Source organism: Idiomarina abyssalis (genome assembly GCF_900116625.1).
GTDB classification, from domain to species: Bacteria; Pseudomonadota; Gammaproteobacteria; order Enterobacterales; family Alteromonadaceae; genus Idiomarina; species Idiomarina abyssalis.
Genome location: NZ_FPBE01000001.1, coordinates 702,447 through 718,483 on the forward strand (window position 1 = coordinate 702,447; position 16,037 = coordinate 718,483).

Annotated in this window: 15 protein-coding genes; 8 read left to right on the top strand and 7 right to left on the bottom strand. The window is 47.2% G+C overall.

What is annotated here, in order from left to right; genetic code table 11:
• Positions 1-39 precede the first annotated feature (39 nt).
• The 6 genes from BM359_RS03415 to pspA all read right to left on the bottom strand — a co-directional run bounded on the left by BM359_RS03415 (position 40) and on the right by pspA (position 5,037).
• Complete coding sequence (locus BM359_RS03415) at positions 40-1,266, bottom strand: trans-sulfuration enzyme family protein (RefSeq protein ID WP_054487974.1); 1,227 nt, start codon at positions 1,264-1,266, stop codon at positions 40-42.
• A 108-nt stretch (positions 1,267-1,374) separates the two neighbouring features.
• Entirely contained in the window at positions 1,375-2,358 is a 984-nt protein-coding gene (locus tag BM359_RS03420; protein WP_054487976.1) for a YcjF family protein, read from the bottom strand.
• A complete protein-coding gene (locus tag BM359_RS03425; protein ID WP_054487978.1) occupies positions 2,355-3,728 on the bottom strand; it encodes a YcjX family GTP-binding protein in 1,374 nt (457 codons plus the stop codon). The genes BM359_RS03420 and BM359_RS03425 overlap by 4 nt, the downstream gene beginning before the upstream one ends.
• Positions 3,725-4,108 carry an envelope stress response membrane protein PspC gene (gene pspC / locus BM359_RS03430; RefSeq protein ID WP_054487980.1) on the bottom strand — a complete coding sequence of 128 codons (384 nt, stop codon included), beginning with the start codon at positions 4,106-4,108 and terminating at the stop codon, positions 3,725-3,727. Before pspC ends, BM359_RS03425 begins: the two co-directional genes overlap by 4 nt.
• Complete coding sequence (gene pspB, locus BM359_RS03435; RefSeq protein WP_054487982.1) at positions 4,105-4,347, bottom strand: envelope stress response membrane protein PspB; 243 nt, start codon at positions 4,345-4,347, stop codon at positions 4,105-4,107. Before pspB ends, pspC begins: the two co-directional genes overlap by 4 nt.
• A gap of 15 nt (positions 4,348-4,362) precedes the next feature.
• Positions 4,363-5,037 carry a phage shock protein PspA gene (pspA, locus tag BM359_RS03440; protein WP_054487984.1) on the bottom strand — a complete coding sequence of 225 codons (675 nt, stop codon included), beginning with the start codon at positions 5,035-5,037 and terminating at the stop codon, positions 4,363-4,365.
• 190 nt (positions 5,038-5,227) lie between these two features.
• On the opposite strand from pspA, the gene pspF reads away from it, so the two are divergent.
• The 8 genes from pspF to ggt all read left to right on the top strand — a co-directional run bounded on the left by pspF (position 5,228) and on the right by ggt (position 14,994).
• On the top strand, positions 5,228-6,301 hold the full coding sequence (gene pspF, locus BM359_RS03445) for a phage shock protein operon transcriptional activator (RefSeq protein WP_054487986.1): 1,074 nt from the start codon (positions 5,228-5,230) through the stop codon (positions 6,299-6,301).
• On the top strand, positions 6,294-7,919 hold the full coding sequence (locus tag BM359_RS03450; RefSeq protein ID WP_054487988.1) for an ABC transporter substrate-binding protein: 1,626 nt from the start codon (positions 6,294-6,296) through the stop codon (positions 7,917-7,919). Before pspF ends, BM359_RS03450 begins: the two co-directional genes overlap by 8 nt.
• A complete protein-coding gene (locus tag BM359_RS03455) occupies positions 7,916-8,944 on the top strand; it encodes an ABC transporter permease (RefSeq protein WP_054487991.1) in 1,029 nt (342 codons plus the stop codon). The genes BM359_RS03450 and BM359_RS03455 overlap by 4 nt, the downstream gene beginning before the upstream one ends.
• On the top strand, positions 8,931-9,824 hold the full coding sequence (locus BM359_RS03460; protein WP_074930767.1) for an ABC transporter permease subunit: 894 nt from the start codon (positions 8,931-8,933) through the stop codon (positions 9,822-9,824). Before BM359_RS03455 ends, BM359_RS03460 begins: the two co-directional genes overlap by 14 nt.
• On the top strand, positions 9,824-10,816 hold the full coding sequence (locus BM359_RS03465; RefSeq protein ID WP_054487993.1) for a peptide ABC transporter ATP-binding protein: 993 nt from the start codon (positions 9,824-9,826) through the stop codon (positions 10,814-10,816). The genes BM359_RS03460 and BM359_RS03465 overlap by 1 nt, the downstream gene beginning before the upstream one ends.
• Complete coding sequence (locus tag BM359_RS03470) at positions 10,813-11,625, top strand: peptide ABC transporter ATP-binding protein (RefSeq protein WP_054487995.1); 813 nt, start codon at positions 10,813-10,815, stop codon at positions 11,623-11,625. The genes BM359_RS03465 and BM359_RS03470 overlap by 4 nt, the downstream gene beginning before the upstream one ends.
• A gap of 23 nt (positions 11,626-11,648) precedes the next feature.
• The gene (gene putP / locus BM359_RS03475) at positions 11,649-13,178 is read left to right on the top strand and encodes a sodium/proline symporter PutP (RefSeq protein ID WP_054487997.1); all 1,530 of its coding nucleotides are present in this window, start codon (positions 11,649-11,651) and stop codon (positions 13,176-13,178) included.
• Positions 13,179-13,284: 106 nt separating this feature from the next.
• Complete coding sequence (ggt, locus tag BM359_RS03480; RefSeq protein WP_054487999.1) at positions 13,285-14,994, top strand: gamma-glutamyltransferase; 1,710 nt, start codon at positions 13,285-13,287, stop codon at positions 14,992-14,994.
• A gap of 60 nt (positions 14,995-15,054) precedes the next feature.
• Here ggt and rssA read toward each other — a convergent pair whose 3' ends face one another.
• On the bottom strand, positions 15,055-16,029 hold the full coding sequence (gene rssA, locus BM359_RS03485) for a patatin-like phospholipase RssA (protein WP_054488001.1): 975 nt from the start codon (positions 16,027-16,029) through the stop codon (positions 15,055-15,057).
• Positions 16,030-16,037: the final 8 nt, after the last annotated feature.

Genomic DNA, 16,037 nt, shown 5'->3' on the forward strand with positions numbered 1-16,037 from the left:
TCATTAGTGTTAGATCGTTGTTGTTATTATTAGTTCAGATTACGCAGATTGCATCCATTGCACGCGGCACGCTTCCAACGCTTGTTCAAGATCAGCAATAATATCGTCCGCCGCCTCTAAACCAACGGCAATTCGAATCAATGTATCCGAGATACCTGCTTTAGCCCTTGCTTCAGGCGTATATGGCGAATGTGTCATCGATGCCGGGTGCTGAATCAAAGTCTCTGCATCTCCCAGGCTCACAGCCAAAGTAATCATCTGCAGTTGATTCAAGAAATAACGCGCTTTTGTTTCATCACCTTCCAGCTCAAACGCAATAACCGCGCCGTGACTGCTCATTTGTTTACCCATTAAGGACTGCGCTTCGTGATCCGGCGCTCCAGGGTAGTAAATCTTCTTAATATCATCGCGCGCTGCCAGAAACTGATAAACCGCGTCTGCATTTTCACAGTGGCGCTGCATACGCACATCCAGAGTTTTCAGACCTCGTAATATAAGCCACGCGTCATGTGGGCTGATAGTTGCCCCCATGTCTTTTAACGTCGTACTTTTAATGGTGCTAATATCTTCGTCACTGCCACAAATAATCCCGGCAACCACATCGCCGTGCCCATTCAGAAACTTAGTTGCGCTATGCACAACAATATCGGCGCCATGCCTTTTGGGTTGCTGCATCAGTGGCGTCATAAACGTATTATCAACCACGAGTCTAATGTCTAAATCAGCAATTACCGCATGAACCTTTTCGATATCAACCACTTTCAGGTGAGGGTTAGCCGGAGTTTCCAGGAATACTAAGCGGGTATTTTCTCGCAAAGTTTCTTTTAGCAGGCCTTCGTCGTTTAAATCAATAAAGTCGGCTTCGACCCCAAAGCGTTCAAACAGCTCGCTGAACAATGCGAAGCTGCAGCCGTAAATGGCATCAGATACCACAATATGATCACCGCTGCGCACAAAAGCCATAGTCGCGGCAGCTATAGCACCCATTCCGGTCGCAGCAGCTGCCGCTGCCTCATAACCTTCAAGCGTTGCCATGCGGCGTTCAAGCTCGGCTGTTGTGGGGTTGCCTAAACGGCTGTAAATATAACCTTCTTCTTCGCCTGCAAAACGGCGAGTGCCCTGCTCTGCAGAAGAGAACTTAAATGTGGACGTTTGATAAAGTGGTGAAGTTAACGCCCCATGGGGGTCATCGTGCGCTGCACCGGCATGAATAACCTGAGTCGCTGGCTGCCAATTATTATTATGTGTTTTTACATCAGAGGACATGCGTTTTGGGCTCGTTTGTCAGAAATTTGTTAACGAGCAACAGAGTGCAACGAGCTTACCTTAATTGGCAATCTTTGCGCTGCGTCAAAGCTTGGAAAAACTGTAACGCTAATTTTCCACTTCCTGCTCTGAGGCCGCTTTAGCCTTTGCCTGACGAGACTTATAGACAAAAGGCAAAACGCTCTTTAACTGGCTTAGTAAGTCCTTTTGTAATTTAAGGTAGCCTGGCTTTTTTACGTTAACAAAAGGCATCGGCCGACAGAGTTCAATGACCTGGTATCCCAGACGAGCTGTGAGCAAACCAGCACCGAGCCCTTGTCCTGCCCGGGTAGACAAGCGTGTTAACAGCTCCGCACTTACCCACTGCGCACCCAGGTCAACGGCAACTTCACTGAGCCCGGCGTAAGCAATATTCGCGAATACCTGACGCCATAAACGAATACGGGCCCAGTAACCCAGTTTTACGCCGTAAAGTTCAGCAATACGCGATATCATGCGCTGGTTACGCCACATCACAATCAACATATCCAGTAAAGCAAAGGGACTAACAGCCACCATAGCGGCAGCTTCAGCTGACCAGCGGCTGATAACCCGGGTCGCCTGCTGATCAACCCGGCTTAGAATATCGACTTCAAATCGCTCACGCTCTTCATCTGCGGACCAATACGGCTGCTTGATTTGCTGCCAGCGGTGCTCTAAATCGGGGTGTTGCAACAACTGCAGCTGTTGCTCTGGTTCCGGCTCATCAGATTGCTTTTTCCAACGCCGCTTCAAGCGCTGTAACAACCAAACTTCCCGCACAATAAAACTTAAAAATGCCAAAGCAATAACGCCAAAGCCAACAGCCCATAAACTGCCTAAGAAAATATTCTGCTGCAGCCGCTCAAGAACCATCAATACCGCTTCAATTAAGGCGGCCGACAACGCAAAAACCACACCCACTGCCAGCCACTTACCCCAACGGCCGGGTTTGCGGTCAACTGTGCCTGCTGTCGCCTCTGGCTTTAATCCATCTGGCACATTACTGCTTTCTGAGACTTCAACTGCCGGTTCTTCCACCGAATAATAAGTTAGCTTGCGCGAGTCACTCACTTCAGTTTATCTCCTAAAACGTATTCAAGTAGCTGATCGAGACGAATATGTGGCAATGGCGAATCTTGCACGGTGAAGCCTGGATAAAATTGCGGATAAACGTAACCTCGTCGCCAGTCTGCTCCGGTTGGTATAGCGTCCGGCATCTCCGGAGCCCCTACCCGCACAAGCTCTCGCTGTTCATTAATACCGTCAAGCACCGTAGTTCCGTCACTCAGTTTCTTAATTTGACTGGTCGCAATGCCGGCAACACTAAATACCTGATGCGGAATTTGGTCGAACTGAAGCTCCTGACGCTGCTTTTGTGTCATCAATCGTAATAGATTAGTCAGTTTTTGATGGTCTTGCGGAGCTATGCTGTCAGCTTTAGTGGCAACCAGAGCCACTTTATCAATCACGGGTGAAAACAGTCGTTTCAGCAAGCTGTTATTGCCATAAGAGAAGCTCTTCATCAGCTCATTGATAGCCAGTTGCAGCTCGGCAAAATGGTGTTCACCATTTTGTAGCGCCTGCAGCACATCAACCAATACAACCTGTCGGTTAAAATACTTAAAGTACTTTTGGTAAAACGGTGTAATAACGTGTTGTTGATAATAGCGGTATTTTTCCTGCAGTCGTTTTGCCCAGACATCAGGTAATGGCCGGGACAAGGGCCAGGGGAAAAACTCGAGAGCCGGAGCTCCTTCAAGCTCACCGGGTAACACCATCCGCCCGGGCTGCAACAGTAATAATTTTCGACTTCTGCACTGACGCAAGAAGGCGCGATAGTCGGCCGCTAACTCGCGTAGCTGCTGCTCAGCACTGTCTTCCGATGCTTCATTTACCATTGAGTTAACTTTTTCCAGCCACTCACTGGCCAGTTTATGGCGCAGTTCCGCGTTAAGCAGCCGTTGCTGTTGCTGGCTCCATTCATCATAGCTCAGCTGCAATAAAGGTAAATCGAGTAGCCATTCACCCGGGTAGTCAATTAAGTCTAAGGTTAACCGACGAGTCTCCAGAACACGTCCTGCAAGACCACTTCGCGGCTGGTATTTTACTTCTACCCGTATTTCGCTAACGTCGCGAGTTGACTGAGGCCACTTCGGGGTGTCTCCGGTTAAACAATTAATAGCCCCCTCATAATCGAAACGGGAAACCTGCCAGTTGCTGCTGGTATGTAAACGACAGCCATTAAGCCGCTGCTGCTGTTTCACCTTTAAGTAGGGCAGTTGCTGAGTTTCGTTGGCGTAGAGTAGCTGCTCTAAAATTCCGGTAATTAAAGCGGTTTTACCGGCACCACTTAGGCCTGTTACAGCAAGACGGATATGACGATCAAACCCGCGATGAATAGCGTCGCGGGTTTGGTGCTTAAGCTTCTGGAAACGGCTCACAGACGATTGAATTCTCGTTGAAGATTATAGTGATTCGAGGTTACGTACTTTTCCATTGATTGCAACTGCTCTTCCAGCTCATCAAACTCGCGCTTAATGTCACGGAAAGCATCTCTTGGCGGCTCTCCGCCCTGCCATACCTTTGTCTTAACGTCGACATTGTGGCGTATGCCATTTGCCGGCTTTTTATCCAGAATAAACCATCCTGCGATATACAGTATAAAGAAAAAGCCATCGGAGAAAATTAAGCCGGTAAAAAACACCACACGTACTAACCAGGGTTCCAGATTCAGGTACTCTGCAAGCCCGGCGCAAACACCGGCAATTTTCCCTCTTTCTGAGTCGCGACGTAGTTCACGTTTCGGTAATTGCACACTCATTGTCTGTCCCTCCAACCCGGAGCGTCAGCATCCAAAATGCGTTCCAGTGTCTGTACACGCTCCCGGATGCGTTTCGCCTGATCGGCCAGTAACGCCAAAGATTCCCTTTCTTCCTCATTCAGTCCCTGGTTCATTTGCCGCTTACTGCGATAATGAAGGATGATCCAGATGGGCGCGACCACCAAAACAAACAGAATGATCGGCGCCATAAACATCCCTAAAATTGCTTCAATATCCATTTTGTTCAGCCTGCTTTAAGAGTCTTGTTTTGTTTTTGAGCTCATACGAGCGCGTAAAGCTTCCAACTCGTCATTCACTTTACTCTCGTTTTCCAGCTCTGCAAACTCATCACGCAATGTCCGTTTACCCATATCGTAGGATTCGACCTGAGCTTCTAAATCATCGATCTTCGCTTCGTAACGGTCAAAACGCTGCATTGCATCGTCAACTTTGCCACTATCAACCTGCTGTTTAACCTGTAAACGGCTGCTCGCGGTTTTCTGACGCATTAAAATGGTTTTTTGACGAGACTTAGCATCGGCCAGTTTTTCCTGAAGCTGACCAATTTCATCATTCAGTTTATCCAGGCTTTCGTTAACGCGATCCATTTCCTGCTGCAGCGCATCAACGCCTTGCTGTGCTTTTTGCTTTTCAACTAAAGCCTGGCGTGCTAAATCTTCACGCTCTTTAGTTAACGCCAGTTCAGCTTTGTTTTCCCATTCCTGAACTTCGTTTTCCATACGCTGCTGCTGACGCTGAATGTCTTTCTTTTCAGCCAACAAACGTGCAGATGTTGAGCGTACTTCAACTAACGTATCTTCCATTTCCTGAATGATCAGTCGCACCATTTTCTGCGGATCTTCAGCTTTATCCAATAAAGAATTGATATTGGAGTTCACGATATCGCTAAAACGTGAAAAAATACCCATAATAATTACCTCATACTGGTTTAATAAACGATTCGGTAATTTATTATTCAAGTATCAAGCCAACTTTTATTTATTTTTTAACAAGCTGTTTTATAAAAGTTTTTTTGATTTCACGAACATTTTGCACTTGCGCCAGTTCGTAAAATAAACTAATAATTAGCAAAAATAACTATAATATAAGGCATTCGACATGCGCCCTGAGCGACAACCCGACAACCTCATTGGCCAGTCCAACAGTTTTTCCGACGTGCTGGAACAAGTTTCGCAAATTGCGCCTCTCGATAAACCCGTCCTTATTATTGGAGAACGTGGCACCGGTAAAGAGCTTATCGCCTCACGCTGTCATTACCTTTCCAAACGTTGGCAACAACAATATATTACGCTTAATTGTGCTGCGCTGAATGAAAACCTGTTAGACAGTGAGCTGTTCGGGCATGAAGCCGGCGCATTCACCGGAGCCGCTAAAAAACACGAAGGCCGCTTTGAACGCGCCGACGGCGGCTCGTTGTTTCTTGACGAGCTGGCAAATACTTCATTACGAGTACAAGAGAAACTCCTGCGCGTTATTGAGTATGGAGAGTTCGAACGAGTCGGCGGACGCCACCCGGTTAAAGTGGATACGCGCCTGATAGCCGCTACAAATGAAGACCTTCCTTCACTTGCTGCCAGTGGTAAATTCCGCTCAGATTTGCTTGACCGCCTCGCTTTTGATGTCATCACCCTGCCACCCTTACGTGAAAGACGCGACGACATTATGTTACTTGCTGAGCATTTTGCGATTTCAATGGCCAGAGAAATGGAGCTTGAACTGTTTAGCGGTTTTTCAGAAAAAGCCCGAAAAACACTAATGGAATACCACTGGCCCGGTAACGTAAGGGAATTAAAAAATACCGTTGAGCGCAGCCTGTACCGACTGGGCAATGGGCATGTCCCTATTCACGATATTATTATTGATCCGTTTAATAGTCCGTTCCGCCCTAAAACTTCAGTCACGAAAACTGCGGCACAGGAGCCGGTGGTCAGCGAAATAGCGCCTCAGGACAATAACGGATCGAACGACCTGCCTAAGTTGAACCCAGAACAACCCATCGACTTTAAGCTGAAGTCTCAGGAGTATGAAACTGAAGTCTTGTCACAAGCCTTACGTTTATGTCAGTTTAACCAAAAGAAGACAGCAAGTTTTCTCGGACTGACATATCATCAATTACGTGGTTACTTAAAAAAGTACCAGTTATTGGAAGGGGCTTCTGCAGCTAATGATTAAAGCGTACGCCAACGTCGCTGTTATTGCGGCCGCACTGGTATCGGGTTGCCAGTCGGAAGAGCCAGAGCCCGCGCCTCTGGCTGACGGCATTATTTACTGCTCAGAAGGCAACCCGGATACCTTTAATCCGCAGCTCATCACTTCCGGAACAACAGTAGATGCTACGGCAGCTCAGTTATACGACCGCCTAATAGACTACGATGCCAAGCAGCAAAAGTTTGTACCGGCATTAGCAAAGCGCTGGGAAACTTTAGACAATGGAACACGCTACCGATTTTATTTACGTGAAGGCGTTCAGTTTCATAAAACCGACTACTTTGAACCAACAAGAGAATTAACCGCTGAAGATGTTCAATTTAGTTTTAACCGTTGGCTCGATGAAACCAGTCTTTACCATCATGTCGGCGGAAGCTATCCGTTTTTCAGTGCTACCGGCCTCGATCAACTCATCAATAAAGTCGTGAAGATTGACGAAATGACAGTCGATATTGTACTTAACAATGCCGACAGCTCATTCCTGGCAAATTTAGCAACAGATTTCGCTATCGTTTTGTCCGCCGAGTACGCACAGAAACTTTTAGTCGCGGAACGACCAGAGCAAATTGACAGCTTACCGATAGGAACCGGCCCTTATCGTTTTGAAAGTTACCGAAAAGATATCTTAATTCGGTACTCGCGTCACCCTGACTACTGGCGTGAAGGGCCAGGTATTAAGCACTTAGTTTACTCTATTACCCCCAACGCCAATAAACGCATGCTGAAATTAGTTACCGGCGAATGTGACATCATTCCTTACCCATTGGTCAGCGAGTTGAAAGCTCTTAACCGGGAGCAACTCATGGTCACCAATGAGGTCAGTCCTAACGTTTCATTTTGGGCTTTTAACACGCAAAAAGAACCCTTTGATGATCCTCTCGTTCGTCAGGCTTTAAGTCACGCGATTAACCGCGAAGCCATTATTCAGACAATTTATTACGGCAACGCAGAGCTGGCGCAGTCGATATTGCCCCCAACATCCTGGGCATACGATGACCGGGGCATTCAGTATCAATACGATCCGGAAAAAGCCAGACGCCTGTTACAGGAAGCAGACCACTCCAGCCTGGACATTACGATTTGGGCGATGCCCGTGCAGAGAGTCTACAACCCCAATGCCCGTAGAATGGCAGAGTTGATGCAATCGGATTTAGCTCAAATAGGCGTATCTGCGCGCATTGTTTCATACGAATGGAATACCTTTCGGCGACGCCTTTCTCGGGGGGAACACGATACAGTACTTATAGGCTGGTATGCCGATAACGCCGATCCTGATAACTTTTTCCGGCCCCTGCTGAGTTGTGCCGCAGTAGCGACCGGCGGCAATCGGGCGAACTGGTGCCATACCGGTTTTGATCAACTTCTGTACAGTGCCATTGCAACGACAAACCCAGAAGAGCGCAAAGCTTTATATCGGTCAGCGCAGCACTTGTTGAATCAACAACAACCTTTACTGCCCATTGCTCATTCAAAACGTTTTCAGGCACAACAGAAAAGTATTAGCGGTGTCGAATTACCCCCTTATGGCGGCATTAACTTTCGTCTTGCGACTAAAAAGCCTGTACAGGAGCAATCGCAATGACTCGCTATCTTGTTGGCCGCTTAAGTGTTTTTATTATTGCCGTTTTTTTACTGACAGTTTTTAGCTTCAGTCTTAATTACCTGTTTCCGGGTGACCCGATAACCAATATGACCGGTGTTCGTACCTTCCAGAACAATTATTCATTAGTGATGGAGTTACGCGCCGGAGACGAAAACATTGCCGCGCAGTATCTGCATTACTTACGCCACTTGTTCGCAGGTGACTGGGGGCTGTCGTTAAGTAATAGCACACCAGTGTTTGCTGACGGTCTCCAGCATTTTATGGCGTCAATGGAGCTGATTATTCTGGCGTTATTGGTTGCAGTCATCTTTGGTTTACCTTTGGGCGTGTTTGCAGCGACCCGCTTCAGACAACGCTCAGACAAGGCAGTAATAAGCCTGGCAATGATGGGCTACTCTATTCCGGTATTCTGGCTAGCACAGCTCTTGATCTTACTGTTCGCTATAAAGCTGGGCTGGTTTCCCATTACGGGCCAAATTAATCCACTATATGGCGTAGAACCACAAACCGGCTCTATTCTAATCGATGTATTCCTTAGTCAGTCAGAGTATAAAGCTGAAGCACTTCAGGACGCTTTAAACCATATTGTTTTGCCGGTGCTGATATTGGCCATTATGCCTATGATGTTGCTACTCAGACTTATGCGAAACGCAACTCAGGAGATGCTGCAGAAACCTTTTGTCAAAGCAGCCAGAGCCCGCGGTTTAAGCGAATGGCGCGTACTAGTAAAGCACGCTATTCCCAACGCCGTGCAATCGGTACTGCAACAAACCACGCTACTTTTTAGTTTACTGTTAACGAACAGTATTGTTGTCGAGTCCATTTTTAACTGGCCCGGAATGGGTAATTGGCTTATCCGCAGTATATTTGAACGCGACTACCCTATTATTCAGGCTGCAGTGCTTATGTTCGCTTTCGTGATTTTACTATTCAACCTCCTGGTTGAGCTGTACCACGGCTGGCGCTTTCCAATAGTGAGGCATGAACAAAATGCCACAGATTAACCTCTATCATCACGACGAAACACCGTCTCCGCTGCAACTGGTCTGGAAAAGCTATCGAGCCAGGTTTTTATCCATGGCAGCGCTTTATGTTTTATTAGCAATGATTCTCGTGGTTATTTTGTCGCCACTGCTGGCGCCGTTTAACACTTCAGCTCAATTTTCTGACGCTATCGCACTACCACCCTCATGGGTTGAAAGCGGTAATATGAAGTATTTATTCGGTACGGATGATCTTGGTCGCGACATGCTTTCAAGGCTTCTGATAGGCGGGTTATACAGCCTTGGCCTTCCCATACTTATGGTTGCTGTATCGTCATTAATAGGAATGAGTATTGGCGCACTTGCGGGCATTGATCGCACCATCAAGTATCAAAGTCTGTCGCGATTATTTGATACTCTGCTATCTATCCCATCCTTTTTGATGGCTCTTATCATTATTGCTATTCTCGGCACCGGTTTTAACAACGTTGCCTTTGCTATAACACTGTCGCTCATTCCACAGTTCATTTTTGTCACGCGCAATGCTGTTCACGAAGAGTGGCACAAAGACTACGTGACAGCTTCGCGGCTAAATGGTTGCTCAAAGGCTTATTTGCTTTATCGGGTTATCTTACCCAATGTTACACCAACACTGGTCATGCAGTTAACGGTGTCTCTTTCTGTTGCTATTATGGATATTGCTGCGCTTAGCTTTCTTGGCCTGGGTATTCAGGCACCTACTCCAGAGTGGGGAAGCATGTTAGCGCGGAGCCTGGACGAAGTTTATTTATCACCCTGGTCAATGGTGTTACCGGGCGTTACCCTGTTCATTACGATAATGGCTATTAATATTGTTGGAGACAGTTTACGTCGCGCCTTAAAAGAAAGGGTTAACAGCTAATGCAGTTACTCGACATCCGCAATTTGACGGTTGAAATGCAAACGCCACAAGGTGTTGTTCGCGTGCTCGACAAGGTCAACCTGCAACTCAGCGAAGGCGAAATACACAGCATAGTGGGCGAATCTGGCTCAGGTAAAAGCTTGCTGGCTAAAGCGATTGTCGGCTTTATTAATCCTAACTGGCAGGTTACTGCAGACAGACTCTGGTGGAACGGTCAGGATTTGCTGGCAATGACACCTAAGCAACGTCGGCACATTACGGGTCGCGACATGGCAATGATTTTTCAGGATCCTAACGCCTATCTTGACCCTAACAGCACGGTTGAACAGCAAATTATTGAGGCCATTCCACAAGGCGATGTGCGCGGCACCTTTATGCGCCGCAGAGTAGATCGTAAAACTCGGGTAAAAAGATTATTGCACCGGGTTGGTATTCGCGACCATGAATCAATTATGGACAGTTACCCTTTCGAATTGTCTCAGGGCATTGCACAGAAAGTGAGTATCGCCATCGCTATAGCTCACCGCCCCCGTCTACTCATTGCTGATGAGCCAACCACTGCCATGGAGCCATCGACACGACTGCAGATTCATCGTTTGATTGCCCGGCTGGCTGTCAGTCAGCAGATGTCAGTCGTACTTATTTCACAGGACGTAGCGTCAATTTTGCCGGAAACTAAGCGGCTAACAATGCTCTACTGTGGTCAGTTAATGGAAACCGGCCCGGCAAATGAAGTATTGTCAGAGCCTGCGCACCCTTACACCGACTCAATGATTCGCATGTCGTTACAAACACAACAGCAGCTTCCTCATAAAGCTCGGCTACCGACCTTACCAGGTACTATTCCAACGCTGCGCCATATGCCCATTGGTTGCCGCTTAGGACCAAGATGCCCATACGCGCAAAAAACCTGTGTAAAAGCACCGGTAGCAACCCATGAACGGCAACGTGTCTTTCATTGTCACTTTCCATTACTGGATACAACACCATGAGTCATTTACTCGAAGTGCGCAATTTGGGTAAAACCTTTCGTTCGCGTAAAGGCTGGCCTTGGTCACCCAAGTCGGTCGCGATAGAACCACTTTCATTTACACTTGAAGCTGGCGAAATACTGGCCGTTATGGGCGAAACGGGTTCGGGGAAATCCACTCTTGCGCAAATTATTGGCGGCGTTGCGACCGCCAGCAGTGGAGAAATTTGGCTCAATGGTCAAAAAGTTCATAGCAAGAACTACTCTCAGTTATGCAACAATATTCGCATGATTTTTCAGGACAGCGAAAACTCACTGAACGCTCACCTCACCATAGGTAAGCAGCTGGAAGAGCCTTTGTTGTTCAATACGGAGCTTAGTCCTGCTGAGCGCCGGGAACGGGTCAATCTGACTTTACAGCGTGTTGGTATGCTGAGAGAGCATTGGGAGTTTTACCCCCATATGCTCTCTAGTGGCCAGAAACAGAGAGTGTGCATTGCGCGGGCTATTATTCTTGAACCACAAATTGTGGTTGCCGATGAAGCCTTGGTTGCACTTGACCCATCAGTTAGAGCTCAAATCATTAACCTAATGCTCGATCTTCAGAAAGATATGGGTATATCTTACATTTTAGTGACACATTCGCCGCAAATCGTGAAACACATTGCTGATAAGATCTTAATTTTATATCGTGGTAAAATGATCGCGTTTGATAAAACAGACATAGTACTAGAAGACACGCAGCAACCTTATGTTCAACAGTTGCTGCACGAGCACTTGAAACAGAACATTCAATATAACAGCGACAGAAGCGCTAAGATCGCTGACTAAAACTAAAAAAACAGGAGTTTAATGTGGAAACAGGTACTCTGATATCACTAGCGCTGTACTTTATTGTCATGCTAGGTATTGGGCTTTATGCCTACAAAAAATCTACTGACTCAGTTTCAGGCTATATGCTTGGAGGACGGGGTTTAGGACCTGGTGTTACAGCATTGTCAGCTGGTGCATCCGACATGAGTGGGTGGATGTTGATGGGCTTACCCGGTGCAATTTACGTCTCTGGCGTATCACAGTTGTGGATTGCAGTGGGTCTGGTCATCGGTGCATATCTTAACTATGTGATTGTCGCACCACGCCTAAGAACCTATACAGAAGTCGCTAACGACTCTATTACTATTCCCGACTACTTTGCCAATCGCTTTAACGATAAAGGTCGTCGGCTGCGTATTTTTTCTTCCGTCGTTATCATTATATTCTTCACCCTATACACCTCTGCCAGTCTGGTTGCGGGAGGCAAGCTGTTCGACAGCTCCTTCGGCATGGACTACACCACCGGCCTCTGGGTAACAGCCGGTGTTGTTTGTGCTTATACACTGTTCGGGGGCTTCCTTGCGGTCAGTATGACTGACTTTGTGCAAGGCTGTATCATGTTTGTCGCTTTGGTCTTGGTGCCTATCGTGGCCTTTTCCGAACTTGGTGGCTACAGCAGTGTTGTCGGTCAGGTAGGAGACATTAATCCGGACTTCCTTGCCTTCTTTAAGGACGGAGCTACCGGGGAGATGTTAGGCACACTGGGTATCATTTCGCTTCTGGCCTGGGGTCTTGGCTACTTCGGCCAGCCACATATTATCGTGCGCTTCATGGCGATTCGTTCAGTGAGTGACGTAAAAGCGGCTCGCCGTATTGGTATTTCCTGGATGACCGTTTCTATCATCGGTGCCATGGCAACGGGCTTTGTCGGCATAGCTTATGTGGCAGAAACCAAAATGAGCCTGCCCGATGCTGAAACTATCTTCATCATTTTCTCGCAGTTCTTGTTCCACCCATTAATTGGTGGTTTCCTGCTGGCAGCTATTCTGGCCGCAATTATGAGTACCATCTCATCGCAATTGTTGGTTAGCTCAAGCTCTTTAACAGAAGACTTTTATAAGGCCTTCCTGCGTAAAGACGCCAGTGATAAAGAACTTGTTTTTGTTGGACGCATGTCGGTTTTAGCGGTTTCTTTAGTCGCTATTTGGCTGGCATGGAACCCGGAAAACACCATCTTGAGTCTGGTCAGTAACGCCTGGGCTGGCTTCGGTGCCGCATTCGGCCCCGTAGTTATTCTGAGTCTATTCTGGAAACGCATGAACCGTAATGGCGCATTAGCAGGCATGTTAGCCGGTGCCGTCACTGTACTGTTCTGGATTTACGGACCAACCTTTGGCGGCGAGCACCTTTCAGCGTACGTCTATGAAATTGTGCCCGGCTTTATTCTGTCTACTCTGGCTATTATTATCTTCAGTAAATTTACCGCTGAACCAGAGCAAGAGCTTCAGGATAAATTTGTTGAAATGGAAAGTGTCATTGACGACTACTACCATGGTGACAAGAAAGGCTAAAATGGCTTTCGCTATGTAACTGATAAAAAGACCAGCCCATCGCGGCTGGTCTTTTTTGTTTTAAGAGTCCAGCCTATAGTGATAGAAAACAAAAAAGGTAAACACTATGGCTAAATTAAATATTATTGCATCAGCCGCAATCGCTTTCTCATGCGCTACGGCAACTCTACCAAGCAATGCCAGTGACCGAATTACCGGCCATCACTTTGCGACCCGATCTGAAGCTATGGCACCGACAGCTATGGCTGCAACCAGTCAACCCCTAGCAACTCAGGTTGCGTTAGATATTATGCAGGAAGGCGGTAACGCTATTGACGCGGCAATTGCTGCCAATGCTGTATTAGGACTGGTTGAGCCCACAGGTAACGGTATAGGCGGCGACTTATACGCCATTGTATGGGATGCCGACTCAGAAAAACTCTATGGGTTGAATGCCTCTGGCCGTTCGCCACAAAGTCTTTCGCTGGAATACTTTCAAGAGAATGGCTATGAGTCGATTCCGGCCCGGGGCGTATTGCCACTGTCTGTACCCGGTGCCGTAGATGGTTGGTTTGAATTACACGGCCGGTTTGGCAATTTGAGTATGGATAATATCCTGCAACCGGCCATAAACTATGCCGAGTCTGGCTTCCCGGTTACCGAAGTCATCGCTTATTACATGGAGCGTAATGCTGCAGTACTGGAAGACATACCAGGGTTTGCAGATGTCTTTATGCGTGACGGTAATGTATCGGAAAAAGGAGAGCGATTTAAAAACCCTGATCTGGCAAATACTTACAAAATGCTCGCCAACGAGGGTCGTGACAGTTTTTATAAAGGTGAAATTGCCCGCACCATTAGTGACTTCGTGGAGGAGCATGGTGGCTTTCTTTCCTACGAGGACTTAGCTCAGCATACATCAACCTGGGTCGACCCTGTCTCGACTAACTACCGCGGGTACGATTTATGGGAATTGCCGCCTAACACCCAGGGAATTGCCGCTCTTCAAATTTTAAACATGCTTGAACAGTTTGATATCAAAGCGATGGGTTATGACAGCCCGGAGTACATTCATCATTTTGTTGAAGCCAAGAAGCTCGCTTTTGAAGACCGTGCTAAATACTATTCCGATCCGGACTTTAGCGACGTACCGGTTGAAGGTCTTATTGACAAAGAGTACGGCAAAGAACGCGCTACACTGATTAACTCTGAACGTGCCGGACGTTCTTATGAACCGGGAAACCCGCCAACTGAGGGCGATACTATTTATCTCACCACGGCCGATAAAGACGGCAATATGGTTTCTCTTATCCAGAGTAATTATCGTGGTATGGGCTCTGGTGTCACCCCGACAGGCTTAGGTTTTGTTCTGCAAAACCGTGGAGAGCTATTTGCTTTAGATCCAAACCATCGCAACGTATTTGAGCCAGGAAAGCGCCCTTTCCATACCATTATTCCTGCCTTTGTGACTAAAGATGGCAAACCAGTAATGAGCTACGGTGTTATGGGGGGCGCAACACAGCCTCAAATGCATGCACAGATTCTTATCAATATGATTGATTTTGGTATGAACCTACAAGAAGCTGGTGACGCTCCTCGCATACTGCACACAGGCTCAAGTCAGCCAACAGGATCTAAAATGAACGACGGAGGTGTCGTTAGTCTGGAAAATGGCTTCTCAAAGCATACACGCCGCGAGCTAATTAAAATGGGGCACACCCTACAGGAGGCTGTTGGTCCATACGGTGGTTATCAGGCTATTTGGAAAGACCATGAGCAAGATGTCTACATTGGTGCTTCTGAAAGCCGTAAAGACGGTCACGCAGCTGGTTACTAATTAAGTGCCCGTTTCGCTGCTTACCGAGCAGCGAAACGGCTTTGTTTTTACTGTATCGAACTAACCTCTTCGCTCGCGATACAGATCAATTTCTTCCATGATCAAATCACGCATTCTCGTTGTTGTCTCATAACCAAGATCAATGGCTTCCTGACCACGATAAAACTCCATAATACCAATATGACCAAGTTTTGGTTGTACGAGTATGTCCGGCGGATCACCCGCCATACGGGCCTTAGTAATACGCTCCTGCATAATGTCTATGGAGCTGGCCATAACACTGAACATACCCGGTGCTTTTTCACCATTATTTCTAAAGCGTTCTTTAAAACTATCCAGATATTCTTTACTACCAGACCACATGTTATCGAAAAAGCCATTTTCGTTATCCTGAACTTCCATATCAGCTTTTTCTTTTTCAAGCTGTTCAGCTTCTGTTTGAGGTGGAATACTGCGCCCACGCCGTTGTAGTGCTTTAGAATTCAACTGCGAGTTAAGATGTACTGCAATAACAAAGTCTGCGCCTAGAGCTCTGCACAAAGACACAGGTACCGGGTTAACCAGACCACCGTCAATTAGCCATCTTCCGTCAAAAGATTTAGGGGATAAAACCCCCGGCATCGCACAAGAAGCGCGTGAAGCATCGTAGAGGTCGCCTTCGCGCAACCAAATTTCGCGGCCGCTGTATAAATCTGTAGCCACGGCACCATAAGTAATTGGCAAGTCTTCTATATTTCGCTGACCGAACTCTTCCCGCGCACGGTTAAATACCTTTTCGCCGCCAATAATACCGCCATGGTTAAAGCCGAAATCCAGCAAATTGAATACTTCCCAGCGGTTCATGCCCTGAACCCATTGCTCGATTTCAGCTAACCGACCTGAAGCATAACCCGCTCCGACTAAAGAGCCTATTGACGTTCCTGCCACCATATTAATCCGGACGCCCATTTCTTCCAGCGCCTTTATAACCCCAATATGCGACCAACCCCGAGCAGCACCAGAGCCCAGAGCCAAAGCGACTTTCACTTCCGACATGTTCTTTT